A 24,679-nucleotide genomic window follows, 5' to 3' on the forward strand; every position below is an offset into this window, starting at 1 on the left:
CGGGAGATCGAATGGTTGTACGTCTCGGACACGGAGAACGTGCAGGTGCGCGGAGGGGCTGTCACACGGTCAACGGGACCGGGTGGACCTCGTCGGCCCGGTGGCCGGCCCGTTCGTGGATCCGCTGGACCGCGTCGGCCGACGGCGCCTCGGACAGGCAGTACACGACACCGGAGTCCGGGTCCGCCCAGGCCTGCTTGAAGTGGACCTTCTCGTCCTGCTCGATGGCCAGGTCCGCCTGGTGCGCCTCGCGCAGCTGGTCGGCGGTGACGCCTTTCATGTTGTGGTGGACGTCCATGAACTCGGGCATGGCCTCCACCTCCTTCCCCTTGGCCTACCCCTCCATGGTGCGCCGAAGGGCCCCCGGCAGCGCGCCAGGGGCCCTTCGAGGTCCGTACGGAGCCGTGCTCGCGGTCAGCCGCACTGGCAGGGGTTGCCCGACTGGCACCCGCAGCCGCAGCCCGAGCCGCAGCCGCAGGCACCGATCAGCATGAGGTTCCTGATCTCCGCGGGCTGCTCGGTCTCGCGCTCCTGCGTGGGGTCGGGCGTGGTGCCGGGGGATTCGGCCATGGGTTCCTCCTGGGGCCTCAAGGCTGGTGCCTGTGCCCATTGCATGCCCGGTTCCCTGGGCGCATCAACGGCGCACTGTGGCTCGCGCGCGCCCCCGGCACATCTCCGCACATCAGCGGCTTCCGCTCACGCCCCTTCCGTTCCCGGCGCCGACGACTGGATCTCCGCCTGCAGCTCCTGCTGGATCTCGTCCGCGTGCTCACCCGTCACCAGGAACACCACGCGCTTGGCCACCGCGACCGCGTGGTCGGCGAACCGCTCGTAGTAGCGGCCGAGCAGGGTGACGTCCACGGCGGTCTCGATGCCGTGCTTCCAGCGGTCGTCCATCAGGTGCTGGAAGAGGGTGCGGTGCAGCAGGTCCATCGCGTCGTCGTCCTGCTCCAGCTGGAGCGCCAGGTCGACGTCCTTGGTGACCAGCACCTCCGCCGCCTTGGCCATCAGCCGCTGGGCGAGCTGGCCCATTTCCAGGACGGTGGCGTGGAGGTCCTGCGGGACCGCGCGCTCGGGGAAGCGCAGCCGGGCGAGCTTCGCCACGTGCTGGGCGAGGTCGCCGGAGCGCTCCAGGTCGGCGGACATCCGCAGCGACGTCACGACGATGCGCAGGTCCGTGGCGACCGGCTGCTGGCGGGCCAGCAGGGCTATCGCCCGGGCCTCCAGGTCGTGCTGGAGGCCGTCGACCTTCTTGTCGGCCTCGATGACGTGCTCGGCGAGCTTCAGATCGGCGTCGAGGATGGCCGTCGTGGCGCGCCCGATCGCCGACCCGACCAGCCGGGCCATCTCGACCAGCCCGTCGCCGATCGAGTCAAGTTCCTCGTGGTACGCGTCCCGCATCAGGGTTCCCTCTCGTGCGTGTTCTCGGGGGCTCAGGCGCCGGGGGCCCCGCCGGACGACCGGCGGGTACGACCGTCGTACGACCGACGGTCCGAACCCCACGCTCCCACGTTCCGACCCGTACGCGTCCGTTTCCGCCACCCCGAATGAACCGATACCGGCTCCTAGGTGAACTCTGGGCGACGAGTGTTCGAGCTCGCACACGGATGGCTGTGGCCACGCCTCGTCCCATGCCTAACCTGGACGCATGGACGTGAACGCGGCGGTCGCCGCAGCGGCAGCGATCGCCGGGGTACTCACCGGCGTCATCGCCATGCTGGCGTTCCGCTGGAGCGAACGCGACCTGAAACGCCCCACCCGCACCTCTCTGCACACCGACCCCGTGCTCCCGCCCGGCGTGGACACGGTGCTGTCGGTGCTGCGCTCCTCCGCCGTCGTCCTCGACGAGGCCGATGCCGTGGTCAAGGCCAGCTCGGCGGCGTACGCCCTCGGTCTGGTGCGCGGCGGCAAGCTGGCCGTGGAGCCGATGCTCCAGATGGCCCGCGACACCCGCCGCGACGGCGAGATACGCCAGGTGGAGCTGGACCTGCCCCGGCGCGGCACCGGCCGCGGCGAGGCCCTGGCGGTGTCCGCGCGGGTCGCCCCGCTCGGCTCCCGCCTGGTGCTCCTGCTGGTCGAGGACCTGACCGAGGCCCGCCGGATCGAGGCGGTACGACGCGACTTCGTCGCGAACGTGAGCCACGAGCTGAAGACCCCGGTCGGCGCGCTCTCCCTGCTCTCCGAGGCCGTCATGGACGCCTCCGACGACCCCGAGGCCGTGCAGCGGTTCGCGGGACGCATGCAGATCGAGGCGACCCGGCTGACCAACCTGGTGCAGGAGCTGATCGACCTCTCCCGGGTCCAGAACGACGACCCGCTGGAGGACGCCGAGCCGGTCCGGGTGGACGAACTGGTCGCCGAGGCCGTCGACCGCTGCCGGCACGCGGCCTCCACCAAGCAGATCACCATGGCCGCCGGGGGCGCCGACGACCTGAGCGTCTGGGGCAACCGCGGCCAGCTCGCCGCGGCCCTCGGCAACCTCGTCGAGAACGCGGTGAACTACTCGCCCGCCCGCACCCGCGTCGGCATCGCCGCCCGCCGGGTGACGGCGCCGGGCGGAGACATGATCGAGGTCGCCGTGACCGATCAGGGCATCGGCATCTCCGACAAGGACAAGGAGCGCATCTTCGAGCGCTTCTACCGAGTCGACCCGGCCCGCTCCCGTGCCACCGGCGGTACGGGTCTGGGCCTGGCCATCGTCAAGCACGTGGCCGCCTCGCACGGCGGGGAGGTCACGGTGTGGAGCTCCGAGGGACAGGGCTCCACCTTCACCCTGCGGCTGCCGGAGGCGGGCCCCGCCCGCGACCGGACGCAGCACCCCGGCGGCGGCGCGGCGAGCGGCCGCTCCCGCAGCACGTCCCTGGACGCACCCCCGTACGAAGAAACACTTCCCGCCCCGGAGGTCCTTCCGTGACCCGAGTGCTCGTCGTCGAGGACGAGGAGTCCTTCTCCGACGCCCTGTCGTACATGCTCCGCAAGGAGGGCTTCGAGGTCGCGGTCGCGACCACCGGGCCCGACGGACTCGACGAGTTCGAGCGCAACGGCGCCGACCTCGTCCTCCTCGACCTGATGCTGCCGGGTCTGCCCGGCACCGAGGTGTGCCGTCAGCTGCGCGGTCGCTCCAACGTCCCCGTCATCATGGTGACGGCCAAGGACAGCGAGATCGACAAGGTCGTCGGACTGGAGATAGGAGCCGACGACTACGTCACCAAGCCGTTCTCGTCGCGTGAGCTGGTCGCCCGGATCCGCGCGGTGCTGCGCCGCCGCGGCGAGCCGGAGGAGGTGGCCCCGGCCGCCCTGGAGGCCGGTCCGGTCCGGATGGACGTCGACCGGCACGTGGTCACCGTCGGCGGCTCGAAGGTCGACCTGCCGCTGAAGGAGTTCGACCTGCTGGAGATGCTGCTGCGCAACGCGGGCCGGGTGCTCACGCGGATGCAGCTCATCGACCGCGTCTGGGGCGCCGACTACGTCGGTGACACCAAGACGCTGGACGTCCACGTCAAGCGCCTGCGCGCCAAGATCGAGCCGGACCCGGGCGCTCCGCGGTACCTGGTGACGGTCCGCGGCCTCGGCTACAAGTTCGAGCCGTAAGCCGCACCCCCGGACGCGCGCCGAACGAAAGCGACGAACGAAAGGGCGGGACCTCCCGAGGAGGCCCCGCCCTTCGTCATGCGTGCGTGGCGCGGACGGCCGCTCAGTGGCCGGCCGCGTCGTGCTCCGCGGTCTCCCCGGCGGTCGCGCCCGCGGTGGCCGCGCCGGTCTCGCCGGCGGCACCGCTCGGCGTGCTCTCGGCCCCCTCGGCCCCCTCGGCGGCGTGGTCGCCGGCCGCGCCGGACGGGGTGGCCTCGCCGGACGGGGTGGCGGCCGGGGCGGCGGGGACCTTGGTCGGGCCCCACTCCTCGAAGTAGCCCTCGGCCGGGACGACGAACGCCTCCAGGCTCACGTCACCGGTCTCGCTGAAGGTGAAGGTGACCTTGTGCGCGGCGCCGTCCTCCAGGGCCTGGCCGTTGCTCACGACCGCGCCGGCGTTGTCCTTGCCGCCGATGACGACGGAGCCGTCGGCCGGGATGGTCAGCTCGCCCTTGCCGCCGGCGGGGGTCAGCTCGACGGGCTGGCTGATCCCGTCCAGGGTGATCGACTCCAGCGTCTCGGCGGTGTCGCCGTCGTTGAAGACGGTGGCGGATACGACGGCCGGGCCGGTCGACTCGGCGTCGGGCTGCACGATGACGACGGCGTTCTGGATCTTGATGTCGCCGACGCTGGTGGCCGCGTTGTCCGGCTTGATCTCCAGCGTCTGGGCGTTGTTGCCGGCGCCACAGGCGGCGAGCGAGGCGATCGAGAGGGCGGTGACGGAGGCGGCGAGGGCGCCGCGTCGAAGGCTGCTGCTCACGGCGGCGGCAACTCCTTGAACGCAGGGGCAGCTGTCCTTGTAAAGCCGCCCTAAGTGGCTGTCAGCGGCCTTAGGTTACCGAGCCGTTCCCGGGCAGCCGCACCCGACCCTCCCCCTGGGGCCCGGTTCGCTCAGCCGGGGGGTACCGTCCGGCATTCACATAAGAGCTTCGGTAAGACCCGCGGGCAAACGGTTCGGCATACGGCCGACAGGGGTGGGCGAATTTTCCGTGAAGGAATGCGCGACCGCCCCCGGAATTGATCACGGTGTGGCACGCGCGGGTGTGGCGTGATCAATTCCGGATTCGTCTCGTACCCGTCCGCACGCACCGAACGGAGTAGCGGAAGTCGAGCACTTGGAAGCGGACATATCGGGATGTTCGGCCGCTTGGGGGCGGGGTCGGCGGTGTGTGACGTGCCCGTTTCGCCCGGCCCGGACATCCGCTCCGACCTGCGAATACCTGCTTCCGCAGACCTCGCGCAGCACGTTCCTGTCGCTGTTGTCAAGCCCCGAGATATGCCCTGACCTGCGAAAACGCCATTCAGAAGACGCCGTATCCGTGTTACCCTGGATAGCCACGGAAGGGGTACCTGTCACATGACGTTCAAGGTTGGCGACACCGTGGTCTATCCCCATCACGGGGCCGCGCTGATCGAGGCCATCGAAACTCGCCAGATCAAAGGCGTGGACAAGACCTACTTGGTGCTGAAGGTCGCCCAGGGTGACCTGACGGTACGTGTGCCAGCGGACAATGCGGAGTTCGTCGGCGTGCGTGATGTGGTCGGTCAGGACGGACTCGACCGGGTCTTCGAGGTGCTGCGCGCGCCGTACGCCGAGGAGCCCACTAACTGGTCCCGTCGCTACAAGGCAAACCTGGAGAAGCTCGCCTCCGGCGATGTCATCAAGGTCGCGGAAGTCGTGCGTGACCTGTGGCGTCGCGAGCGTGAGCGTGGACTCTCCGCCGGTGAGAAGCGCATGCTCGCCAAGGCCCGCCAGATCCTGGTGAGCGAGCTCGCGCTCGCGGAGAACACGAACGAGGACAAGGCCGAGGCCCTGCTCGACGAGGTTCTCGCCTCCTGACGCGTGGCAGCAGCCCGCTCAGCCCACTGCGTACTTTCTCAGTACACCGAAATGCCGCGGTGCCCGATGACGGAAAACCGACCGTCGCCGGGCGCTGCGGCATGTTCGTCTGCGGCTCGCCACGCGCCGTACGCCGAGGGGTGCTCCCCCCGGTACTGTGCGTGCCGGGCCCTGGCTGCCGGCTCGACCGGTGTCACGGAAGGGTCCGGTCAAGGCTGCGCGCCCGGCACTCCCCACGCTCGGTGAGCGGGGGGTACCTCCAGGCCATACCCAACCAGGCCGAGCACACAAACCTGACAGGAAACGATGTCTGACACTTCGCGACCTTCGCCGGGCGCGGCCTCCGTCGCCGCCGTGATCCCGGCCGCCGGGCGGGGCGTGCGCCTCGGCCCGGGCGCCCCCAAGGCGCTCCGCGCACTGAACGGCACTCCCATGCTGGTCCACGCGGTGCGGGCGATGGCCGCGTCCCGCGCGGTGTCCCTCGTCGTGGTCGTGGCACCGCCCGACGGCGCCGCCGAGGTCAAGTCGCTGCTCGACGCGCACGCGCTGCCCGAGCGGACCGACTTCGTCGTCGTCCCCGGCGGTGAGTCGCGGCAGGAGTCCGTAAGGCTCGGGCTGGCCGCGGTGCCGCCCGGGCACGACATCGTGCTGGTGCACGACGCGGCGCGCCCCCTGGTGCCGGTGGACACGGTGGACGCCGTGATCGACGCGGTGCGCGCGGGCGCGAAGGCCGTGGTGCCGGCGCTGCCACTGGCGGACACCGTCAAGGAAGTCGAGCCCGCGGCGGTGCCCGGCGAGCCGGAGCCGGTGCTGGCCACGCCGTCGCGCGCGCGGCTGCGGGCGGTGCAGACGCCGCAGGGCTTCGAGCGGGCGACGCTGGTCCGGGCGCACGAGACGGTCACCGAGGACGTCACGGACGACGCGAGCATGGCCGAGCGGCTGGGCGTCCAGGTCGTGGTCGTGCCCGGCCACGAGGAGGCGTTCAAGGTGACCCGGCCGCTGGACCTGGTACTGGCGGAGGCGGTCCTGGCGCGCAGGAGGCTCAACGATGGCTTCTGAGGCACCCGTGGAGATGCCGCTTCCCCAGGTCGGCGTCGGCACCGACATCCACGCCTTCGAGGAGGGGCGGGAGCTGTGGTGCGCGGGACTGAAGTGGGAGGGCGAGGGATCGGGCCTGGCCGGGCACTCCGACGCGGACGTCGTCGCGCACGCGGCGTGCAACGCGCTCTTCTCCGCGGCCGGGCTCGGCGACCTCGGGCAGCACTTCGGCACCGGGAGGCCGGAGTGGTCCGGCGCGTCCGGGGTGACGCTGCTGACGGAGGCGGCCCGGATCGTACGGGAGGCCGGCTTCCGCGTCGGCAACATCGCGGTGCAGGTCGTCGGCCCCCGCCCGAAGATCGGCAAGCGCCGCGACGAGGCGCAGAAGATCCTCTCGGAGGCGGCCGGGGCGCCGGTCTCGGTCTCCGGGGCGACGACGGACGGGCTGGGCTTCCCGGGCCGCGAGGAGGGCCTGATGGCCATCGCGACGGCACTGGTGGTACGTACGGGCTGACCGGTCCCGCCGCAAACCCCCGGACGGCGCACCGCACTACCCGGCGCCCACTACCCTGGAGTGGTGACTATTCGCCTGTACGACACCAGCGCCCGGCAGATCCGTGACTTCACCCCGCTCAAGCCGGGTTGTGTCTCGATCTACCTGTGTGGTGCCACCGTGCAGGCCGCGCCGCACATCGGCCACATCCGGTCGGGCCTGAACTTCGACATCATGCGCCGGTGGTTCGCCCACCGCGGCTACGAGGTGACGTTCATCCGCAACGTCACCGACATCGACGACAAGATCATCGCGAAGGCCGGCGACCAGGGCCGCCCGTGGTGGGCGATCGGGTACGAGAACGAGCGCGCGTTCAACGACGGCTACAGCGTGCTCGGCTGCCTGCCGCCCACCTACGAGCCGCGCGCCACCGGTCATGTCACCGAGATGGTCGAGATGATGCGCGGGCTCATCGAGCGCGGGCACGCCTACGAGGCCGACGGCAACGTCTACTTCGACGTGAAGTCCTTCCCCGGCTACCTCCAGCTCTCCAACCAGGAGCTGGAGAACCTGCTCCAGCCCTCCGGCGAGGGCGAGACCGGCAAGCGGGACCCGCGGGACTTCGCCATGTGGAAGGCCGCGAAGCCGGGCGAGCCGACCTGGGAGACGCCGTGGGGCCGGGGCCGGCCGGGCTGGCACCTGGAGTGCTCCGCCATGGCGCACAAGTACCTGGGCAGCGCCTTCGACATCCACGGCGGCGGGCTGGACCTGATCTTCCCGCACCACGAGAACGAGATCGCCCAGGCCAAGGCCTACGGCGACGAGTTCGCCCGGTACTGGGTGCACAACGCCTGGGTCACCATGAGCGGCGAGAAGATGTCCAAGTCGCTCGGCAACTCGGTGCTGGTCTCCGAGATGGTGAAGAAGTGGCGGCCCGTCGTGCTCCGCTACTACCTCGGCACCCCGCACTACCGCTCGATGATCGAGTACAGCGAGGAGGCACTGCAGGAGGCCGAGGCCGCGTTCGCGCGGATCGAGGGCTTCGTGCAGCGCGTGGTCGAGCTGTCCGGCGGCGAGGTGGAACCGTCCGCCGACGTGCCGCCCGCCTTCGCCGAGGCGATGGACGACGACCTGGGCGTGCCGCAGGCGCTCGCCGTCGTGCACACCACGGTCCGGCAGGGCAACTCCGCCCTGGCCGCCGACGACAAGGAGGCCGCCGTGGCCCGGCTCGCAGAGGTGCGGGCCATGCTCGGCGTGCTCGGACTCGACCCGCTCGACCCGCAGTGGGCCGGTGAGAACGAGCGGGGCGAGGATCTGCGGGGCGTCGTCGACAGCCTCGTACGCCTCGTCCTGGACCAGCGGGAGTCGGCGCGGGCGCGCAAGGACTGGGCCACCGCCGACGCCATCCGGGACCAGCTCAAGGAGTCCGGGCTGGCCATCGAGGACAGCCCGCAGGGGCCGCGCTGGAGCCTCGGCTCCCGCTGACCCCGCGTGATCGACTGTGCCGCCCGGCTCCCCGGGCGGCACACTTCATAGACGTACGTACGCAGTCGCAGAGACTGAGAGACACAGGAACAGGTAGGTCATGGCCGCGAACAACCGTCGCATGTCCGGCAAGAAGGGCGCGCAGGTCGGCAGTGGCGGCCAGCGGCGCCGGGGCCTGGAGGGCAAGGGTCCGACGCCTCCCGCCGAGATGCGCAAGGGGCACGCAAAGCAGCGGGCCGCCGCGGCGAAGGCCCGGCGCACGCAGGGCCGTCCGCAGCGCCGTCCGGGCGGCAAGGGGACGTCGGAGCTGGTCGTCGGGCGCAACCCGGTCGTCGAGGCGCTGCGCGAGGGCGTGCCCGCGTCCACGCTGTACGTCCAGCAGTTCATCGACAACGACGAGCGGGTCCGCGAGGCGCTGCAGCTGGCCGCCGAGCGCGGCGGCATCAACCTCATGGAGGCGCCGCGGCCCGAGCTGGACCGGATGACGAACGGGCTGAACCACCAGGGCCTGGTCCTCCAGGTGCCGCCGTACGAGTACGCCCACCCCGAGGACCTGCTCGACGCCGCCGCCGACGAGGGCGAGGACGCGCTGATCGTCGCCCTCGACGGGGTGACCGACCCGCGCAACCTGGGTGCCGTGGTGCGGTCCGTCTCCGCGTTCGGCGGGCACGGGGTCGTGGTGCCGGAGCGGCGCGCGGCGGGCATGACCGCCGGTGCCTGGAAGACGTCCGCCGGTACGGCCGCCCGTACGCCGGTCGCGCGGGCCACCAACCTCACGCGCGCGCTGGAGCAGTACAAGAAGGCCGGCGTCGTGGTGGTCGGGCTCGCCGCGGACGGCGAGGTCGAGCTGGGCGAGCTGGAGGCGCTGGAAGGGCCGGTCGCGATCGTGGTCGGCAGCGAGGGCAAGGGCCTGTCCCGGCTGGTCGGCGAGACCTGCGACTTCCGGGTGCGGATCCCGATGCCGGGCGGCGCCGAGTCGCTGAACGCCGGTGTGGCGGCGGGTATCGTGCTGTACGAGGCGGCTCGCCGACGGGCGTGAACCGGCCGAACGGGTTTACGGATTAGTCACCCGTACGGGGTATTCGGGGCTGTCCGGGCAAGCTTGACGCGGTCCGGACAGATCCGGCGGGTCAAAGCAGTGTCCTAACCACACGTCACTCGGTTAGATGAGTGTGGACACCAGAACACCCCGCACACCCACGGGGGACCGCTCGTCGGGATTCGACGACGCTCCCGCGCTGAGCATGGTGAAGGTGCCGAGCGATCCGGCGCAGGTCATCGTCACGCACGCGAGCTTCCGCGTGCAGCTGGGCGCCTCCTCGCGACGCGCGCAATCCCCGCGGGTCGTACGGCACTTGAGCGCCCCCGAGGACACCGCCCGCATCCCCGTCGCGGGTACGGCCGCGGGCAGAGCCGCCCCGGCCGGCGCCCGCCGCCGCCCGGTGGTCTGGAGCGGCAGGTCCGCCCCCGACGACACCGGCGCCCACCGCCTGCTCCAGGCCGTGCACGGTGCGGGCGTACGGCCCGCCGAGGAACCCTCGGCCGACGCCCGAGCCACCCAGGTCATCCCGCGCGTCGACGTCGGCGCGGGCTACGGCGACGGCGGTTACGACGACGGCCGTCACACCGGCGGCCACTACCCCGACGACGGCTACGGCGACCTCACGCAGACCGTCGAGACCCCCGTCGTCGGCCACCAGCGCACCCCCGGCGACAACACCCGGCTGCTGCCGAACATGCGGAGCGTCGAGGGGGCGTACGACCGGCTCCCCTACGAGGAGCACCGGCTCGACGACGGCGCCGACACCGACGACACCGCCCAGGTCCGCGGCCGCCGGCACGCCGACGACCCCGCGCGGCACGCCTACTACCCCGGCCGGCGGATGAACCTCGGGGTCGTGCTGCTGCCCCTGCGGATCTTCCTCGGCTTCATCTCCATCTACGCCGGCATGGGCAAGCTCTGCGACCCCGTCTACTTCGACGGCGGCAAGCGCGGCTCCATGGTCAAGTGGCTCAACACCCTGCACCCCTGGGACGTCGCCGAGCCGCTGCGCCAGTTCGCCCTGGAGCACCCCGTCGGCTCCGGGCTCGTCATCGCCTTCGCCCAGGTCCTCGTGGGCGTGCTGACTGTCTTCGGGTGCTGGCAGCGGGTCGCCGCCGTCGGCGGCGCGCTGCTGTCGGCCGCGCTGCTCGTCACCGTCAGCTGGAAGAGCGTCCCCGTCTACGAGACGCCCGACATCATCTATCTCGCCGCCTGGTCGCCGCTGATCATCGCGGGCGCGCCGGTGTACTCCGTCGACGGCCGCCTCGCCGGCCTCGCCTGGCGGCGGCTCGGACCGCGGGCCGACCTGTGGGACCTGCGGCGGTACGTACTGCGCCGCGGCGCCCTCGTCACCGCCGTCATCACCGGACTCACCCTGCTGATCGGCTCGCTGCTGGGCGGTGCCGTACGGGACGCCGACCGGGTGGTCGTACCCGGCCCCGGCGAGCCGCCGCGCAACGAGCTGCCCGGCTCGCCTCTTCCGCAGGAGCCCGCCGAGCGCCGGGCCGACACCAGCCCGTCGGCGACCACCTCCTCGCCCACCCAGGGCGCCACCTCCGCCGCGCCCACCGCGGGCGCCGAGACCACGCCGGATGCCACCCAGGGCGCCACCACCGGCGGAGCGCCCAGCCAGACGCAGGGCACGGCCGGACAGGCGCCGCCCCAGCAGTCCTCGCCGGTGCAGCAGGCGCCGAGCACCACGGCCGGGCCGACGTCCAGCGGCGGCACCGCGACGGGCGGCGGCACCGGCGCGCCGGCCGGCGGCGGCAGCGGCGGGGAGACCTCCACCGGGCGGCCCGGACTGGTGGGCGGTCTGCTCGGGTAGCGGCTCGGGGGACGCCCGCGAGGACGACGACGAGGACGGGGCTCCGCGCGAGACGCGCGGGGCCCCGTCCTCGTGTGCCACCTCGGGTGCCCGGGCCGCGCTGAGCCCTCCGGCTAGCGGCTCAGCGCCGCCAGTTCCTTCGCGGCCTCCGTGAGGTCCTTCGCCGTGTCGATGGCCCGCCAGTAGGCGCCCTGCGGGATGGGGTAGCCGGCCAGGCGGCGGTCGCGGGCCAGGTGCGGGAACGTGGTCCGCTCGTGGTCGCCGCGCGCGGGGAGCAGGGGGGCGAAATCGGGGGAGAAGACGTAGACGCCCGCGTTGATCTCGAAGGTGGACGGCGGGGCCTCGATGAAGTCGGTGATGTGGCCGAAGCCGTCGGTGCGCACGGCGCCCCACGGGATGCGCGGCCGGGCCAGGGCGAGGGTCGCGACGGCGTCCCGCTCGGTGTGGAAGTCGGCCATCTCGCGCAGCGAGAACCGGGTCCAGATGTCGCCGTTGGTGGCGTACCAGGCGCGGTCGGGGTGGGGGAGATGGGCGGCGGCGAACTTCAGGCCGCCGCCGCGGCCGAGCGGCTGCTCCTCCACGACGGTGGTGACGGAGACCGGCAGATCGGCCGAGTCCAGCCACTCCTCGAGCACCTCGGCGAGGTGGCCGCAGCTGACCACCACGTCGGTGACGCCCTCCTCGGCGAGCCAGGCGAGCTGATGACCGATGATCGGCGTCCCCGTCCCGGGGATCTCGACCATCGGCTTGGGCCGGTCGTCGGTATAGGGGCGCAGCCTCGATCCCTGGCCGCCGGCCAGGATGACCGCCTGGTTGGGGCGGGTCGCGGCATTCGGATCAGTCATGCGAGGCACTGTACGCGCAGGCGTTTCGCGGGCGCCCAGTGACTCGGGGGTGCGATGCGTTCGCGGGGCAGGTGCGGTGCGGGTGGTCGGTGGCTGGTCGCTGGTCGCGCCCACACGGCGCAGCCGTACGCCGACGGCGGAGCCGCGTACCGACACAGCCCGCGCCCCTAGGTGGCGTCTCGTCGATCATGCCGGGCTCGCGGCGTCTGGCACCGCGCCTCGCCGCGTTGTCGTCACTCGCCGATTCCCCCAAGCTCTCGGCTCCGATCGAGCAGGGGGGACCCCCATCGCATCGGCTCCCTCCTCCGCCTTGCGATGCACGGCACCAGACGCCGCTCCCTGATCCGGCCTGATCGACGAGACACCCCCTAGGTCGGTCACACCTCCCCAGGGGCCGATGGTTCAGCCATGTGCCGCCAGGACGCCGGACGCGAAGGACGTGTCGCAGACCGGGCGGGCGTAGGACTGGGCGCGCGTCGGGCCGTACGCGGCGACCGCGGCGCGGCCGAGGGCGCGGGCGATGGAGACGCAGTGCTTGGCCAGCGAGGGGCGCTCGTCCACGGCCTGCTGGAGGTGGGTGAGGGCGACGCCCGGGTCCTTGCGCTGCAGCTCGGTCAGGAGCTGGTCGCGCAGCACCTCGTGGGCCGCCTTGCGGGCGGTGCGGGAGGAGGCGCCGGCGGAGCTGACGTCCGAGGCGGCGAGCACCGAGCCCTCGGGGTTGCCCGACCAGTTGACATGCGTCACCGCGAGGGTCCCGGAGAGCACCAGGACGACGGGCAGGACTAGGGCGAGGGAGCGGCCGATCCGGCGGGCGGGGCCCCGGCCGCGTCGCGTCTGTTGGGTGGTGGAGTGCTTCACGCTCGTGAGGGTAGCGCCCGGTGATGATTTGGCGACATTTGGTCACCGGTTCGGGGGATGGGGAGGCACCGATTCGGGGGTGACGGGTTGACGCACACTGCTCGAAATGTGCTGTTGTGTCGGGGTATTCGACGACAGCGAAGAGGGCCCCGCGGCGGTCCGCGGGGCCCTCTTCGTCAACTCAGGGCTTCAGCCTGGGCTTTCAGTCCGACAGGCGGGCGCCGGTCGAGGTGGAGAAGACGTGCGTCTCGCCGGAGCGCGGGACGACGTGCAGCTGGCTGCCCTTCTCCGGGACCTCACGGCCGCCGACGCGGACCACCAGGTCCTTCGCCTCGCCGCCGATCTGCGCGGTGCCGTAGACGAACGCGTCGGAGCCCAGCTCCTCGACGACGTTCACGGTGACCGCGACACCGAGGTCGGAGTCGGGGCCGGCCACGTCGAAGTGCTCGGGGCGGACGCCGACCGTGACCGTCTTGTCGGTGGTGGCGGAGAGCGCGTCACGCTGCACCGGCACGACCGAGTTGCCGAACTTCACGCCGCCGTCGGCGATCGGGACCTCGATCAGGTTCATGGCCGGGGAGCCGATGAAGCCGGCGACGAACAGGTTCGCGGGCTTGTCGTACATGTTGCGCGGGGTGTCGACCTGCTGGAGCAGACCGTCCTTGAGGACCGCCACGCGGTCGCCCATCGTCAGGGCCTCGACCTGGTCGTGGGTGACGTAGACGGTGGTGATGCCGAGGCGGCGCTGGAGGGACGCGATCTGCGTACGGGTCGACACACGGAGCTTGGCGTCCAGGTTGGACAGCGGCTCGTCCATGAGGAAGACCTGCGGCTCACGCACGATGGCGCGGCCCATGGCGACACGCTGGCGCTGACCGCCGGAGAGCGCCTTCGGCTTGCGGTCCAGGTACTCGGTGAGGTCGAGGATCTTGGCGGCCTCCTCGACCTTCTGCCGGATCTCCGCCTTGTTGACGCCGGCGATCTTGAGCGCGAAGCCCATGTTGTCGGCGACCGTCATGTGCGGGTAGAGGGCGTAGTTCTGGAACACCATGGCGATGTCCCGGTCCTTGGGCGGCAGGTGGGTGACGTCGCGGTCACCGATGCGGATCGCGCCGCCGTTGACGTCCTCGAGACCGGCGAGCATGCGCAGGGAGGTGGACTTGCCGCAGCCGGACGGGCCGACCAGGACGAGGAACTCGCCGTCCGCGATCTCGATGTCGAGGGCGTCGACGGCGGGCTTGTCGGAGCCCGGGTAGATCCGGGTCGCCTTGTCGAACGTAACAGTGGCCATGGTGAATGGGCCCCCTTCTACCGGCAGGAACGTGCCGGACGATCCGTTGTAGGAAGGTGGTTGGTTTAGTCCACACGTGTGAACTGGGTCAGGACGGTACCTGGCGTTCACCTGTTCTGTCAGTAGTCGGGCGGCTGTGAACTTCGCGGAAACTTTCGACAGGGCCGGGGGCCGGGCTGGGTACACTGCACGGGCGCGGTGTGCTCCACGCGCGCGTGCCTCCTTAGCTCAGCTGGTTAGAGCGCCGCTCTTGTAAAGCGAAGGTCGTCGGTTCGAATCCGACAGGGGGCTCTGAGGTTGAACAGCGCGAACGCCCCGGCCGATGATCGGTCCGGGGCGTTCGACATCCACGGGTGACATCAACCGGGGCGGTCACTCACGGTCGACACGGCGCCTGAGCAGGCGGTCCATGTGGCTGATGGCCTCGCGCTGGGTGTCGGACGTCACGTGCGTGTAGACGTCCATGGTGATGCTGATCTGGCTGTGCCCGAGGATCTCCATCACGACACGGGGCGCGACACCGGCCGCGGTGAGGAGCGTGGCGCATCCGTGCCGGGCGTCGTGCAGACGGATGCGCCGAAGGCCGGCGGCGGCGGTGATGCGGAAGAACGACCGGTTGATGTTCTGCGGGTCGATCGGGCGCCCGGTGCGGGTGGTGAAGACGTACGCGGACGGGGACAGCTCGACACCCTTGAGCCGCGCCGCCTCGGTCTGGCGCATCCGGTGCCAGCGGAGCGCCGCCAGGCAGATCAGCGGGAGGGGCAGGGGACGCGCCCGGCCGCTCTTGGTGGTGTCCTCGTAGAGCTCCCCGCCCACGCGCTGCACCTGCTTGCTGACCCGCAGCACGCGGTGTTCGAGGTCCACGTCCGACCAGCGGAGCCCAAGGATCTCGCCGCGCCGCAGCCCCATGGCGACCGCCAGGACGAAGGCGGCGTACAGCGGGTCGCGGCGGGCGTGCTCCAGGAATGTCAGCGTCTCGTCGAGCGTCCAGGGGGTCAGCTCGCGGCGGGGCACCTTCGGGGCCTCCACGAGCGAGGCGGCGTTCCGCGTCACCAGCTCCTCACGGCAGGCCGCGGTGAGGGCGGTCCGCAGCACGCGGTGCGCCTCTTTGGCCGTGGCCGGGGAGGCCCGGCGCGACACGTCGGCGATGAGCGTGCGTACGTGGCGGGGGCCCAGGGCCTCCAGACTCTTGGAGCCGAGCAGCGGCACGAGGTAGAGGCGCACGTGCATCGCGTACTTGCTGTACGTCGTCCGCTTACGGTTCGGCTTGATGAAGTGCTCCAGCCAGTACGGCAGCCACTCGGCGAGCTTGGCCGACCGGGTGGGGACGGGCACGCCCTGGTCCACCTTGGCGAGCAGTTCCCGGCGCTTGGTGTCGCACTCGGCCCAGGTCTTGCCGTAGGCGAACTTGCGCGCACGGGTGCCGTCCGGCTGGAGCACGTACACCGCGCACTGGTAGCGGCCGTCCTTGCGCTTGGTGATGGTGCCCGCGCCGTTCGGGTTGCGCTTGCGTTCGCCGGCCATCAGGCAGCCTCCTCGATCTGGCCGAGGATGAAGTCCTGGACGGCGTCAGCGGGGATGCGGCGAGCGCCGTCGATCTTGATCGATGTCAGTCGGCGGGAGCGGATCAGGTCGTAGACCTTGGAGCGGCCCACCTTGAGTCGGGCCATGACTTCCGGCACGGTCAGCAGCTCGGCGGTTGCGGTCGTCATGCGGCGGCTCCCTCCAGGGCCAGTTGGTCGCGTAGGGCTTCGCGGGCGGTCTCGCGGTTGAGCTGGATGTCGCGGGCGATGGTGGCGGCGAGGGCTGATTCGCCGGGGGTGTGGCCGTGGCCGGCGTACTGCCAGTCGGCCAGGACGAGGACGGTCTCCGGCTCGGCGTCGTCCAGGCCGAGGGCTTCGCGTTCCTGGGCGGCGCGGTAGTCGGCGCGTTCCTGGCGGAGGGCGCCGAGGGTGGTGGAGTAGCGGCGGCTCTTGCTGGAGAAGTGGCCGCGGAAGCCGAGCATGTGTGCCCAGGCCCAGAGACGGCGGTCGGGATAGAGCGGGTCCAGTTCCTTGCAGGCCTTGATGAGTCGGCGGGCGTGGTCCGGGACCTGGTGGCGGTCGAGTTCGGCGAGTTCACCGATGCGGCGGTCCAGGGTGCCGGTGTTCTCGGCGGCCTTGGTGGCGTACTTGGCGACGTAGGAGGCGACGGCCTGTTCGGTGATGTCAGAGCCGTCGCCGAAGGCCTTCACGGGGCGTACGTCGAGCTGGGTGCCCCAGCGGAAGGTCCGGGCGGGTTGGTCTTCGGCGGCCGGGACGGAGACCGAGGTGTAGGAGTGGGCCGCAGCTGCGCGGATGGCGTCGGCGAGGAGGTCGACGGTGGCCCAGGCGGGCGGCGGGGTGTCCGGCCCGTTGGGTCCGTCAAGGCGGATCACGGCGTGGAAGTGGAGGGCTCTGCGCTTCTGGAACTCCGCGACCTTGCCGTAGGAGACGCGGACGTGGTCGGCGAGTTCCCGGCGGGAGAGGCCGGCGCGGGCGGCGAGTTCGCGGCGAAGGCGAGTCGTGAAGCGCTGCCAGAGCTGCCCCGCGTGGTTGTTGAAGAGGACTACGCCCGCGTAGTCGTAGGTGCTCGGGTCGAGGGCGGTGCCCAACTCGGGGGCGTCGGGGGCGTGATGAGTGCCGCAACGGCAGGTGCCGTGGTCGGGGCGGTTGTGGACCGGGCCGAAGGAGGGGGCGGTGAGGGTGGCGAAGACGCGGGGGTGGTCGCGGACGGTGGCGGGGATGTCGCGGCGGTCGTCTCCGGCGAGTCCGGCGCGGATGAGGTGGTAGGTGTCTCCGGCGTAGGTCCAGGCGCAGGCGGGGCAGCGGGAGGCGCGGCGGTTGCCGCAGGCGAGGCGGAGGCGTCCGCCGGGCTCCTGTTCGGTGCTGTAGTGGTGCAGGGTCTCGCCGGTGGTCTTGTCCTTGTGGGTCGTCCAGCCGGTGAGGTGGATGGGGTCGGCGCAGCCGCCGGTGCGGCGGATCTGGTCTTCCCAGCGGGCGTAGTCAGGGGCCGAGGCCACCCTCAGCAGGTCGCCGAGGGTGGTCGGGTCGAGCAGCGTGTCAGGCACGGGCGCCCTCCCGGAGGCGGCGGGCGGGGACGGTGCCCAGGCCGTTGCAGGCCGGGCAGGGCGCGGTGATGGTGCGCCGGTGGCCGCGGGCGTCGCGTCCGCCGGTGGTGATGGCGGCGGAGGCGAAGCCGTTGCAGTCGGGGCAGATGCGCGGCGGGCGGGTGGTGCGCTGCGTCATGCTGGGGGTTCCTTCCGGTTCAGGACAGGGACGGCTCTCGGGCGGCGGATGCTTGGCGGTATCGAGGCCGCCCGGGGGCCGGTCAGCGGCGCTTGGCGTCGGCGTGGATCAGCGAGCGGATGACCAAGGCGCAGACGGCGATCGAGGCGCCGGTGATGGCGACGGCCAGGAGCATGGAGACCAGAACGGCGCCCACGACCAGGACCACAGCGGTGCCACCGCCGACGAGGGCGAGCGCGGTGCCGGGCGTGAGCTGCACGACCGACCGGGATCGCGCAGGGGTGGCGGGCGCCGGCGGCGTGGCGAGGGTGCCCGGCGTGAGGGTGGTCGGCTCGACCACGGCGGGCGGGGTGACGGTGCCGGTGGGCTGGGGCATGGTCGGGAGCTTGGGCCGGAACATGGGCGGTTCTCCTTCTGCGGATTACTTGACGGCGGTGTCGATGGCGGGGGCCAGGAGGCTGTCGGCGAGGAGGTAGCCGCCGAGGAGGAGTACGGCGATGAGCCACCAGGGCGGGCGGATGAGCTTGACGCCGAGGTAGCCGACGACCAGCAGCGCGAGCCAGAGAGGGACGTCCACGGTGGCCTTCTAGCGGACGCGGCAGCGGTGGGTGCGGGCGGCGAGCTGGGCGGCGGACTGGCTGGAGTAGTCGGCGGACCAGCCGCAGCGGTCGGCGGTGCACACGGCGGCGTGCTTGGTGCGGCCGTTGCGGTCGCGGTGGGTGCCGATCTGGACCGGGCCGATCTGCATCAGCGAGTGGAAGTTGTCGCGTGCGGGCATAGCCGGTGGTCTCCTTCCTGGTCAGGCGAGGTGGGCGGCGATGGCGTCGGCGAGGTGGGGCGGGACGCCGAGGCGGGAGCGCAGTGTGTCGGTGTCGATCGGGGAGCCGGTGCGGGAGCGGTACTCGTCGGCGACCTTCCGGGCGTGGTCGACCAGGACCGCCGGGACCGCAGGGGTCGGAGCCGCGGGGGCTTCGTTGGCGAGTGCCGGTGCCGGTGCCGGTGCCGGTGCCGGTGCGGGATCAGGTGGCGGATCGGTGACCGTGACCGGCTCAGGCTCGGTTTCCGGCAGCGAGGCAGGGACTGTGGGCGGCTCGGAGTCCGTGACGGGCTCCTGAACCGGAGGTGCCGGCGCTTCCTGTTCGCGGTGGCTGTTGGAGTGGGCGAGGAGGGTGCCGCCCATGAAGGCCAGCGCGGGCCAGGCGGCGACGAGGATGCGGAGCCAGGCCGGGACGTTGCCGAGGTTGAGGAGTCCGGCGGTGGCGACGTTGGCGCCCAGCGAGGCGACCAGGGCGATGAGGAACCAGCACCAGGCCAGCCGTGAGGGGCCGTCCGTACGGAGTCGTCGCCAGGCGGCGACCAGGAGCAGGTCGACGCTGACCGGGTAGGCCCAGGCCTTCCAGCCGTCCTGTCCGGCAGCGGCGGCCAGGTCGTGCAGATGGGCGAAGGACAGGGCACCGGCGATGACGGCCTGGACCAGGACGGCGTCGATACGGAGTCCGCGACGCGCGCCCATCAGGAGTCCTCGCCGGGGTAGGCCGGGCCGTCGTTGGGGTCGTAGCCGGGCGGGAAAGTGCCGGGCGGCGGCTCGGGCAGCGAGGCGGCGAGGGACGGGCTGACAGCCTCCACGAAGTCGAGGTCGGCGCCGGTCATGTCGGCGTAGAGGGCGAGTTGGCCGAGCAGGAGCACGGTGCGGGCGAAGTCCTCGCAGTTCGGGCACATGCCGGTACTCCCTTCATCAGGCATGGCGGGGGTAGGGACCTGGCGCGAAGGCGGTCGCGCCGACCGGGGAGGGGAGAGGTCAGGCCGTAGCCGGAGAGGGCTTGGCCAGCGGCGTGGAAGCCGCAGGGCTGCCGGGCAGCACGGGCCGGAACGGCGACAGCTCGGGCAGGTCCGGGGTCCGGTCGGCGTACCGGTTGCAGAGGTTCACGGCCTGGCGGAGCGAGGTGTGCGGGGCACGGATGCGGTGCCAGCCGCCGGTCGAGTCGCCCGCGATGGCAACTCCGCGCATCTGGGCGGGGATCTGGATAGCGGCCAGGACCGCGTCCGGGGAGATGTCCCCGAAGGCCATGTTGGCGGACGTCTCGTCGTTGACGCGGTGGGCGGTGCGGCCGGTGAGCTGGGCGCGAAGCATGGTGATGCCCTTGCCGAGTTCGGAGCCGAGGCGCTGTCCGCAGATTTCGAGGTAGATGCCGGCGGCGCGGCCGAGCTGGGCGAGACGGACCAGGGAGGTGATGATGCGGTCGCGCCGCTTCTCCTCCTCCTTGTTGGCGTACAGCGCGAGTTCGGCGACTTCATCGACCAGGACGACGATCGGAACCGGGCGCAGCTCGGCGGGCAGGTCCCAGATGTCGGCGGCGATCTCGGCGTCCGGCACGGCAGCGGTGATCCGCTGTTCGGCGCGGATCAGCTGATAGACGCCCTCCATCCGCTCCACGAGCGCGTCGAGCAGGTCGGCGGCGGTGTCTGGGTTGTCGGCCAGCGCGGAGAAGCGGCGGGCCAGTGGGAAGAGTTCGACGCCTTGCTTGCAGTCGATACCGACCAGGGCGACATCCATCGGGGCCAGCCCGGCGACCAGGTTGCGCTGGTAGACGGACTTGCCGGACTCCGTGGCGCCGAGGGTGAGCGCGTGGGGTATCGCCCGGTAGTCGCGGTAGTGGACAGAGCCGTCCTGCCGCAGGGCGACAGGGACCCGCATCGGCTGGCCATCGACCTTGGCGGGCATCTGCACCCGTTTGAGTACGTCATAGCCGGTCATCCGCACTTCCACGACGCCCGAGCGCACTTCACGCGAGGTGACGCCGTACATGGAGAACGAGTGCCGGAGCCGATCCGAAGCGGCGGCGATGTCGAAGGCGTCCTGTCCGGGCCGGAGCTTGAGGCGCAGGACGAGGCCGGTCCGGGTCGGCCGTATCCGCAGAATGCGCGGTGCGCGAGACTCCGGCACGGGCCGGTTGGTGGCCCGCGCTAAGGCCAGACGCCAGCGCGAGGGAGGGACGGTCAACCCGCACGCATCCATGACGGAGCCGTACCGGACCAGGACCCGCAGCGCGGCGAGGACCACCCCGAAGGTCAGCCAGTACCAGGCGGGGCGCCGCCACCGCAGGAGCCCCGCAGCGGCGACGACCAGCACCAGAGTGACCGTGAAACCGGTCATGATCAGGCCGCCTTGGGCTTGGCAGCGACTTCGGCGAGCGAGGTGACCGCGACCGCGCGGAACGCGATGCCGTGCCGCTTCTGGCCGTTGAACTCGTTCTCCCACGGCCGGGCGACCAGGCCGGTCAGCGCGACCTGCGTGCCCATGGCCAGCTCACCGGTGATGCCCGATTCCGGGACGGTGATGGACAGGATCTCTACCTCTTCGTTCGCCGCGAACATCACGTCGACCGTCATCAGCTTCGCGCCGGTCTCGAGGTCGGTGGCGATCTCGCCGGTGCGGCGGTCACGGACCTTGGGCTGCGGGGTCTTGGCGACCATGACGGTCGCGGCGGAGGTGTCGACGGGGATCTGACGCACAGCGGATCACTCCTCTATAGAGGCTGGACTCAGTCACTCATGTATATGAGTGACATGAAGAAGAGTGCCGCACTCCTATACATGAGTCAACCCGCCGCGAAGAAGAACTCGCGACGGGCTGTGAGGAGTTGAGAGAGCGTCAGTCCGCAGCAGGGATGCGGTACTCGAAAACGAACTGGTCAGCGGCCATGAGCGTGTCGCACACCTCGACCACGACCCCCTCGGTCGTACGGGCTTCCCGGACCAGGTGAACCACGGGAGCACCAGCACTCAAGGCCAGCTCCGAGGCTTCCGCCTTGGAGGCCGGCCGCGCCTGCAACGTCTCGACGAACTCGGCGAACTCGTGTCCGTGGTCCTCGAGTCGGGCGTAGATGCCACCGCCGCCGGGGTTCTCGGCGAACAGTTCGGGGATCTCCTTCACCACATCCCACGGGAGGTAGGAGGTGGCGGTCTCGACCGGAGTGCCGTTGCGGAAGTAGAGGCGTCGCCGGGCGAGGACCTGAGCGCCGGCGGGGACGCCCAGTCGCAGGGCAGCATCCTCGGGGGCCTCCATCGGCCCGATGTAGAGGACGCTCACCTTGGCGGTGGCGCCGGACTGCTCGGACTCGGCGAGGTAGGCGGCCTTGCCGCCCTGACGGAGGGAGCGCCGGAAACGGTCGGAGGAGCGGTGCCGCACCGGCGGCCGATCCTTCACGATCGAGCCCTTGCCGTGCCGGGTCTCCACGAGCCCACTGGCCCGCACCTCGACCATCGCCTTACGGATCGTGCCGCCGGACACGCCATAGCGCTCCACCAGCTCCGACTCACTCGGCACCATGTCGCCGGGCTTGAGCACACCCGCCCGGATCTGCTGCACGATCTCGTCCGCGATCTGCACGTACCGAGGTCCGGACCTGCCTCCTCCTGCTGCGGTTCCCATAGTCCTTCCCTGCCTCCTATGCTCCTGTACATGAGTCAATCACAGGAAGCAACGTCGCCGCCGCTGCACTCCGTATCTGTTGCGGGAGTGGTGGTGCGCGAAGACGGTCGCCTCCTGGCGATCCGCCGAGCGGACAACGGCACGTGGGAGCTGCCCGGCGGCGTACTCGAACTCGCCGAGACCCCGGAGGCCGGCGTTGCCCGCGAGGTCTGGGAAGAGACAGGCATCCACGTCGAGGTGGACGAACTCACCGGCGTCTACAAGAACACGACCCGCGGCATCGTGGCCCTGGTCTTCCGCTGCAAGCCCTCCGGCGGCACCGAGCGCACCTCCAGTGAGTCAACGGCCGTCTCCTGGCTCACGCCTGACGAGGTTAAGGAGCGCATGTCCGAGGTCTTCGCGGTCAGGCTCTTGGACGCCCTGGACGGCAACGGCCCCCACGTACGGAGCCACGACGGCAAGCACCTCATCCCAGCGGGATAAGACTTTCCCTACTTCATCAAGGCGGCTCGCTCCGCTCCCCGCGCGCGGCCCGGCCCCCGGCCGGGCCTGCGCTCCTGTCTCCGCCCCGCTCCAGCCCGGCCGGCGCCCGTGCCGCGCTCAGAGCAGTCAGCCACCTGATGCCAGAGAAGGGGTACGTCGTGGCCGGGGCGGTCGGCTCCACGGCTTTAGGCAGCCACTTTGGCGCGAGCCTCGAAGATCATGGCCCCAACGTCGTGCTTTACCGGGCAGGTCCACAGACTGCCCGACGCGCCGGAAGCTTACGGGGCCATGATCACTCGCGCCAAAGCAGCTCCAGCCCAAAGCCGCTCCACCGCCCTCGATTCTGGCTAATGGCTGACAGCGGCGCTGCTTCAGGGCAAGATCCGTGTACGACACCAGCGTAGAGAGTGGCTGCAAACGTGTCGGCGAAGCGCTGACCAAGAAGAGAAGGCGAGAAGTGCAGTGGCAGATCCCGCACAGTTTGGACACGATCGGCTGGCACACCTGCTTTCGGACCGCCTGCTGAGCGTGCCACGATTTCAGCGAGGATACTCGTGGGAACCGTCCAATGTAGCTGAATTTTTGGATGATCTGAAAACAGCCAGAAGTGAGTCTCAGCCGTACTTTATGGGCACGGTTGTCCTTGCTGATGACGCCGCAGACCCCAGCCGACAGAGCATTGTGGACGGTCAACAACGCCTCACGACCACTGCCATTTTGGTAACAGCCGTACGTGACAGGCTTCGGCAGCTAAATAAGCTGGAACCGGCCAACGTGATCGACAAGAGCTTCCTTCGTACTTTCGACCTGGAGGAAGAAGATAACGTAACACGGCTGAAGCTCAACGCGGAGGATGTTCGCATTTATGAGGGCATCCTTGCGGGCCAAGCGCCGGCAGATGATAAGCATCCGATCGCAACCTGCTACAGAATGTGTCTTTCTCATCTGACGGAAATCGCGCCATCCGAGGCTCACTATAGAGACCTGGTCAACGTTGTAACGCACTTGGACAAGAGCGTGCAAGTGCTGCTTGCTGTAGCCTCCGGCCTTCCCGAGGCGTATGTGATTTTTGAAACGCTCAATGACAGAGGCGCTGATCTTACCACCGCAGATCTTCTGAAGAATTACCTGTTCAGTCAATCGAGGACTTATTTGGATCACGTCGAGCAGCAGTGGGCGGTAATCTCGCGCGCGTTCGACAAGCCTGAGGATCTAGTGAAGTTCATCAGGCATGAGCATTCATCGCGTGAAGGGAAAGTGACTACACGCAAGCTCTACAAGGTATTGCAATCAAGTATCGGGAGAGGGCAGAAAAGGGTTCGTGATTATGTCGGGCGCCTCGAAGACGGTCTACAGCCGTTTACTGCGATCCGGGAGCCAGATAGCGAGTTCTGGGGCCGAACTGATGTTGACGTTAGAGACTCGCTTCTGGCCTTCCGTAGGTTCGGATTCGAATCTAGCATGCCCCTCCTTCTGGCTGTTCTCAACAATTGGGAAATCACGCCAGCGGCCAAGATGGTGAATAAAATTGCTGGCTGGTCTGTCCGGGCGTGGTTCGCTGGCCGGCTTGGTGGCGGAACTGCAGAAGAAGTATTCAGCAATGCCGCCGTGGCGGTTTCTTCCGGACAGTCGAAGACCCAGGATCATGTTTTCGAATCATTGACCAAACTAATCCCCACAGACCAAGAGTTTCGCCAGGCTGTAATCTCATCAGGTGCTGTGAGTACGGGGCGAGCTAAATACCTACTCGCGCAAATGGAGCGTCAGCACTTGGCTCAGCTTGGCGTTAGTGTCGAAGCGCAGCCGGACTGGAGTGGTAAGTCGGTATCTGTCGAGCATGTTCTAGCAAGAAGCTCAGCGCCGACCGAGTTCTCCTCGTCGGCGGACTATGAGCGCTTCCAGGCCGGTAGGGATAGCTTGAAAAACTACACCCTGCTTGAGCGTACTCTGAATCGAAAGTTGGCAGACAAGCCTTTTGAGGAGAAGGCGCGCATGTATCAACAGTCTAAATTTCTCCTCACGCGCGAGCTTGGGCAGAAGGCCACTTGGACGCTTTCCGATTCCGACGCCCGAGCAGCGGAGCTGGCCAAGCTTGCTGTCGCAGCATGGCCCTACAGGTAAGAGCTCATGAGCGTTAAGGGGTCAACCCGC

General features: G+C 70.1%; 29 protein-coding genes and 1 tRNA gene. 11 read left to right on the top strand and 19 right to left on the bottom strand.

Going from position 1 to position 24,679, the window contains the following annotated elements; genetic code table 11:
* Positions 1-61 precede the first annotated feature (61 nt).
* The 3 genes from ACSU6L_RS20215 to phoU all read right to left on the bottom strand — a co-directional run bounded on the left by ACSU6L_RS20215 (position 62) and on the right by phoU (position 1,401).
* Positions 62-310 carry an SCO4226 family nickel-binding protein gene (locus tag ACSU6L_RS20215; protein WP_073941676.1) on the bottom strand — a complete coding sequence of 83 codons (249 nt, stop codon included), beginning with the start codon at positions 308-310 and terminating at the stop codon, positions 62-64.
* 104 nt (positions 311-414) lie between these two features.
* The gene (locus ACSU6L_RS20220) at positions 415-570 is read right to left on the bottom strand and encodes a hypothetical protein (protein WP_198948512.1); all 156 of its coding nucleotides are present in this window, start codon (positions 568-570) and stop codon (positions 415-417) included.
* A gap of 126 nt (positions 571-696) precedes the next feature.
* On the bottom strand, positions 697-1,401 hold the full coding sequence (phoU, locus tag ACSU6L_RS20225; RefSeq protein WP_073941675.1) for a phosphate signaling complex protein PhoU: 705 nt from the start codon (positions 1,399-1,401) through the stop codon (positions 697-699).
* Positions 1,402-1,648: 247 nt separating this feature from the next.
* Between phoU and ACSU6L_RS20230 the strand changes: the two genes are divergently transcribed.
* Both ACSU6L_RS20230 and ACSU6L_RS20235 read left to right on the top strand, forming a co-directional pair.
* Positions 1,649-2,914, top strand: a complete 1,266-nt coding sequence (locus ACSU6L_RS20230) for a sensor histidine kinase (RefSeq protein WP_437058706.1) — start codon at positions 1,649-1,651, stop codon at positions 2,912-2,914.
* On the top strand, positions 2,911-3,591 hold the full coding sequence (locus ACSU6L_RS20235) for a response regulator transcription factor (protein ID WP_043502011.1): 681 nt from the start codon (positions 2,911-2,913) through the stop codon (positions 3,589-3,591). The genes ACSU6L_RS20230 and ACSU6L_RS20235 overlap by 4 nt, the downstream gene beginning before the upstream one ends.
* 103 nt (positions 3,592-3,694) lie before the next feature.
* On the opposite strand, the gene ACSU6L_RS20240 is transcribed toward ACSU6L_RS20235, so the two are convergent.
* Entirely contained in the window at positions 3,695-4,390 is a 696-nt protein-coding gene (locus ACSU6L_RS20240; protein WP_437058709.1) for a DUF461 domain-containing protein, read from the bottom strand.
* Between the two features lie 597 nt (positions 4,391-4,987).
* Here ACSU6L_RS20240 and ACSU6L_RS20245 point away from each other — a divergent pair.
* From ACSU6L_RS20245 to ACSU6L_RS20270, 6 genes are all read left to right on the top strand, one after another.
* Positions 4,988-5,470: a CarD family transcriptional regulator gene (locus ACSU6L_RS20245; protein WP_003953493.1), complete on the top strand. Its 483-nt coding sequence runs from the start codon at positions 4,988-4,990 to the stop codon at positions 5,468-5,470.
* Between the two features lie 306 nt (positions 5,471-5,776).
* Positions 5,777-6,529 carry a 2-C-methyl-D-erythritol 4-phosphate cytidylyltransferase gene (gene ispD / locus ACSU6L_RS20250; RefSeq protein ID WP_437058711.1) on the top strand — a complete coding sequence of 251 codons (753 nt, stop codon included), beginning with the start codon at positions 5,777-5,779 and terminating at the stop codon, positions 6,527-6,529.
* Complete coding sequence (gene ispF, locus ACSU6L_RS20255; RefSeq protein ID WP_437058713.1) at positions 6,519-7,022, top strand: 2-C-methyl-D-erythritol 2,4-cyclodiphosphate synthase; 504 nt, start codon at positions 6,519-6,521, stop codon at positions 7,020-7,022. Before ispD ends, ispF begins: the two co-directional genes overlap by 11 nt.
* Positions 7,023-7,085: 63 nt before the next feature.
* On the top strand, positions 7,086-8,486 hold the full coding sequence (gene cysS, locus ACSU6L_RS20260; protein WP_437058715.1) for a cysteine--tRNA ligase: 1,401 nt from the start codon (positions 7,086-7,088) through the stop codon (positions 8,484-8,486).
* A 100-nt stretch (positions 8,487-8,586) separates the two neighbouring features.
* Positions 8,587-9,525, top strand: coding sequence for a 23S rRNA (guanosine(2251)-2'-O)-methyltransferase RlmB (gene rlmB, locus ACSU6L_RS20265; protein ID WP_437058717.1), 939 nt, complete (start codon positions 8,587-8,589; stop codon positions 9,523-9,525).
* A gap of 127 nt (positions 9,526-9,652) precedes the next feature.
* Positions 9,653-11,353: a DoxX family membrane protein gene (locus ACSU6L_RS20270; protein WP_437058719.1), complete on the top strand. Its 1,701-nt coding sequence runs from the start codon at positions 9,653-9,655 to the stop codon at positions 11,351-11,353.
* 113 nt (positions 11,354-11,466) lie between these two features.
* On the opposite strand, the gene ACSU6L_RS20275 is transcribed toward ACSU6L_RS20270, so the two are convergent.
* From ACSU6L_RS20275 to ACSU6L_RS20285, 3 genes are all read right to left on the bottom strand, one after another.
* Positions 11,467-12,198, bottom strand: coding sequence for a nucleotidyltransferase family protein (locus ACSU6L_RS20275; protein ID WP_437058721.1), 732 nt, complete (start codon positions 12,196-12,198; stop codon positions 11,467-11,469).
* A gap of 402 nt (positions 12,199-12,600) precedes the next feature.
* Positions 12,601-13,056, bottom strand: a complete 456-nt coding sequence (locus ACSU6L_RS20280) for a hypothetical protein (RefSeq protein WP_437058723.1) — start codon at positions 13,054-13,056, stop codon at positions 12,601-12,603.
* Positions 13,057-13,258: 202 nt separating this feature from the next.
* Positions 13,259-14,347: an ABC transporter ATP-binding protein gene (locus ACSU6L_RS20285; protein ID WP_437058725.1), complete on the bottom strand. Its 1,089-nt coding sequence runs from the start codon at positions 14,345-14,347 to the stop codon at positions 13,259-13,261.
* Positions 14,348-14,564: 217 nt separating this feature from the next.
* Between ACSU6L_RS20285 and ACSU6L_RS20290 the strand changes: the two genes are divergently transcribed.
* Positions 14,565-14,638, top strand: a tRNA-Thr gene (locus ACSU6L_RS20290).
* A gap of 81 nt (positions 14,639-14,719) precedes the next feature.
* Here ACSU6L_RS20290 and ACSU6L_RS20295 read toward each other — a convergent pair.
* The 12 genes from ACSU6L_RS20295 to ACSU6L_RS20350 form a co-directional block, all read right to left on the bottom strand.
* Positions 14,720-15,871 (bottom strand): tyrosine-type recombinase/integrase, encoded by a 1,152-nt coding sequence (locus tag ACSU6L_RS20295; protein ID WP_437058727.1) that lies wholly within the window; start codon positions 15,869-15,871, stop codon positions 14,720-14,722.
* Positions 15,871-16,059: a helix-turn-helix domain-containing protein gene (locus ACSU6L_RS20300; RefSeq protein ID WP_404032359.1), complete on the bottom strand. Its 189-nt coding sequence runs from the start codon at positions 16,057-16,059 to the stop codon at positions 15,871-15,873. The genes ACSU6L_RS20295 and ACSU6L_RS20300 overlap by 1 nt, the downstream gene beginning before the upstream one ends.
* Positions 16,056-17,435 (bottom strand): replication initiator protein RepSA, encoded by a 1,380-nt coding sequence (gene repSA, locus ACSU6L_RS20305; RefSeq protein WP_437058729.1) that lies wholly within the window; start codon positions 17,433-17,435, stop codon positions 16,056-16,058. Before repSA ends, ACSU6L_RS20300 begins: the two co-directional genes overlap by 4 nt.
* Positions 17,428-17,613 carry a hypothetical protein gene (locus ACSU6L_RS20310; protein WP_437058731.1) on the bottom strand — a complete coding sequence of 62 codons (186 nt, stop codon included), beginning with the start codon at positions 17,611-17,613 and terminating at the stop codon, positions 17,428-17,430. The genes repSA and ACSU6L_RS20310 overlap by 8 nt, the downstream gene beginning before the upstream one ends.
* Before the next feature lie 82 nt (positions 17,614-17,695).
* On the bottom strand, positions 17,696-18,013 hold the full coding sequence (locus ACSU6L_RS20315) for a SpdD-like protein (protein WP_437058732.1): 318 nt from the start codon (positions 18,011-18,013) through the stop codon (positions 17,696-17,698).
* Positions 18,014-18,034: 21 nt separating this feature from the next.
* A complete protein-coding gene (locus ACSU6L_RS20320) occupies positions 18,035-18,190 on the bottom strand; it encodes a hypothetical protein (protein WP_437058734.1) in 156 nt (51 codons plus the stop codon).
* 9 nt (positions 18,191-18,199) lie between these two features.
* Positions 18,200-18,391 (bottom strand): mobile element transfer protein, encoded by a 192-nt coding sequence (locus tag ACSU6L_RS20325; protein ID WP_437058736.1) that lies wholly within the window; start codon positions 18,389-18,391, stop codon positions 18,200-18,202.
* Between the two features lie 21 nt (positions 18,392-18,412).
* Complete coding sequence (locus ACSU6L_RS20330) at positions 18,413-19,126, bottom strand: DUF2637 domain-containing protein (protein ID WP_437058738.1); 714 nt, start codon at positions 19,124-19,126, stop codon at positions 18,413-18,415.
* Positions 19,126-19,332 carry a hypothetical protein gene (locus ACSU6L_RS20335; protein ID WP_437058740.1) on the bottom strand — a complete coding sequence of 69 codons (207 nt, stop codon included), beginning with the start codon at positions 19,330-19,332 and terminating at the stop codon, positions 19,126-19,128. Before ACSU6L_RS20335 ends, ACSU6L_RS20330 begins: the two co-directional genes overlap by 1 nt.
* A 79-nt stretch (positions 19,333-19,411) precedes the next feature.
* A complete protein-coding gene (locus ACSU6L_RS20340) occupies positions 19,412-20,767 on the bottom strand; it encodes an FtsK/SpoIIIE domain-containing protein (protein WP_437058742.1) in 1,356 nt (451 codons plus the stop codon).
* 2 nt (positions 20,768-20,769) lie between these two features.
* Positions 20,770-21,126, bottom strand: coding sequence for an SCO3933 family regulatory protein (locus ACSU6L_RS20345; protein ID WP_437058745.1), 357 nt, complete (start codon positions 21,124-21,126; stop codon positions 20,770-20,772).
* A 139-nt stretch (positions 21,127-21,265) separates the two neighbouring features.
* Entirely contained in the window at positions 21,266-22,045 is a 780-nt protein-coding gene (locus tag ACSU6L_RS20350) for a GntR family transcriptional regulator (RefSeq protein ID WP_437058747.1), read from the bottom strand.
* A gap of 18 nt (positions 22,046-22,063) precedes the next feature.
* Between ACSU6L_RS20350 and ACSU6L_RS20355 the strand changes: the two genes are divergently transcribed.
* Both ACSU6L_RS20355 and ACSU6L_RS20360 read left to right on the top strand, forming a co-directional pair.
* Complete coding sequence (locus tag ACSU6L_RS20355) at positions 22,064-22,528, top strand: NUDIX hydrolase (protein WP_437058749.1); 465 nt, start codon at positions 22,064-22,066, stop codon at positions 22,526-22,528.
* Between the two features lie 462 nt (positions 22,529-22,990).
* Positions 22,991-24,649: a DUF262 domain-containing protein gene (locus tag ACSU6L_RS20360; RefSeq protein ID WP_437058751.1), complete on the top strand. Its 1,659-nt coding sequence runs from the start codon at positions 22,991-22,993 to the stop codon at positions 24,647-24,649.
* The last annotated feature ends 30 nt before the right edge of the window (positions 24,650-24,679 follow it).

This window comes from Streptomyces sp. enrichment culture (genome assembly GCF_964272855.1).
Taxonomy (GTDB): Bacteria; Actinomycetota; Actinomycetes; order Streptomycetales; family Streptomycetaceae; genus Streptomyces.

Bases quoted from the DNA above. Each gene is read 5' to 3' on its own strand.
- ACSU6L_RS20215 (WP_073941676.1), bottom strand. From the start codon at position 310: ATGCCCGAGTTCATGGACGTCCACCACAACATGAAAGGCGTCACCGCC.
- ACSU6L_RS20220 (WP_198948512.1), bottom strand. From the start codon at position 570: ATGGCCGAATCCCCCGGCACCACGCCCGACCCCACGCAGGAGCGCGAG.
- phoU (WP_073941675.1), bottom strand. From the start codon at position 1,401: ATGCGGGACGCGTACCACGAGGAACTTGACTCGATCGGCGACGGGCTG.
- ACSU6L_RS20230 (WP_437058706.1), top strand. From the start codon at position 1,649: ATGGACGTGAACGCGGCGGTCGCCGCAGCGGCAGCGATCGCCGGGGTA.
- ACSU6L_RS20245 (WP_003953493.1), top strand. From the start codon at position 4,988: ATGACGTTCAAGGTTGGCGACACCGTGGTCTATCCCCATCACGGGGCC.
- ispD (WP_437058711.1), top strand. From the start codon at position 5,777: ATGTCTGACACTTCGCGACCTTCGCCGGGCGCGGCCTCCGTCGCCGCC.
- ispF (WP_437058713.1), top strand. From the start codon at position 6,519: ATGGCTTCTGAGGCACCCGTGGAGATGCCGCTTCCCCAGGTCGGCGTC.
- rlmB (WP_437058717.1), top strand. From the start codon at position 8,587: ATGGCCGCGAACAACCGTCGCATGTCCGGCAAGAAGGGCGCGCAGGTC.
- ACSU6L_RS20270 (WP_437058719.1), top strand. From the start codon at position 9,653: ATGAGTGTGGACACCAGAACACCCCGCACACCCACGGGGGACCGCTCG.
- ACSU6L_RS20275 (WP_437058721.1), bottom strand. From the start codon at position 12,198: ATGACTGATCCGAATGCCGCGACCCGCCCCAACCAGGCGGTCATCCTG.
- ACSU6L_RS20285 (WP_437058725.1), bottom strand. From the start codon at position 14,347: ATGGCCACTGTTACGTTCGACAAGGCGACCCGGATCTACCCGGGCTCC.
- ACSU6L_RS20295 (WP_437058727.1), bottom strand. From the start codon at position 15,871: ATGGCCGGCGAACGCAAGCGCAACCCGAACGGCGCGGGCACCATCACC.
- ACSU6L_RS20300 (WP_404032359.1), bottom strand. From the start codon at position 16,059: ATGACGACCGCAACCGCCGAGCTGCTGACCGTGCCGGAAGTCATGGCC.
- ACSU6L_RS20310 (WP_437058731.1), bottom strand. From the start codon at position 17,613: ATGACGCAGCGCACCACCCGCCCGCCGCGCATCTGCCCCGACTGCAAC.
- ACSU6L_RS20315 (WP_437058732.1), bottom strand. From the start codon at position 18,013: ATGTTCCGGCCCAAGCTCCCGACCATGCCCCAGCCCACCGGCACCGTC.
- ACSU6L_RS20325 (WP_437058736.1), bottom strand. From the start codon at position 18,391: ATGCCCGCACGCGACAACTTCCACTCGCTGATGCAGATCGGCCCGGTC.
- ACSU6L_RS20330 (WP_437058738.1), bottom strand. From the start codon at position 19,126: ATGGGCGCGCGTCGCGGACTCCGTATCGACGCCGTCCTGGTCCAGGCC.
- ACSU6L_RS20335 (WP_437058740.1), bottom strand. From the start codon at position 19,332: ATGTGCCCGAACTGCGAGGACTTCGCCCGCACCGTGCTCCTGCTCGGC.
- ACSU6L_RS20340 (WP_437058742.1), bottom strand. From the start codon at position 20,767: ATGACCGGTTTCACGGTCACTCTGGTGCTGGTCGTCGCCGCTGCGGGG.
- ACSU6L_RS20350 (WP_437058747.1), bottom strand. From the start codon at position 22,045: ATGGGAACCGCAGCAGGAGGAGGCAGGTCCGGACCTCGGTACGTGCAG.
- ACSU6L_RS20355 (WP_437058749.1), top strand. From the start codon at position 22,064: ATGCTCCTGTACATGAGTCAATCACAGGAAGCAACGTCGCCGCCGCTG.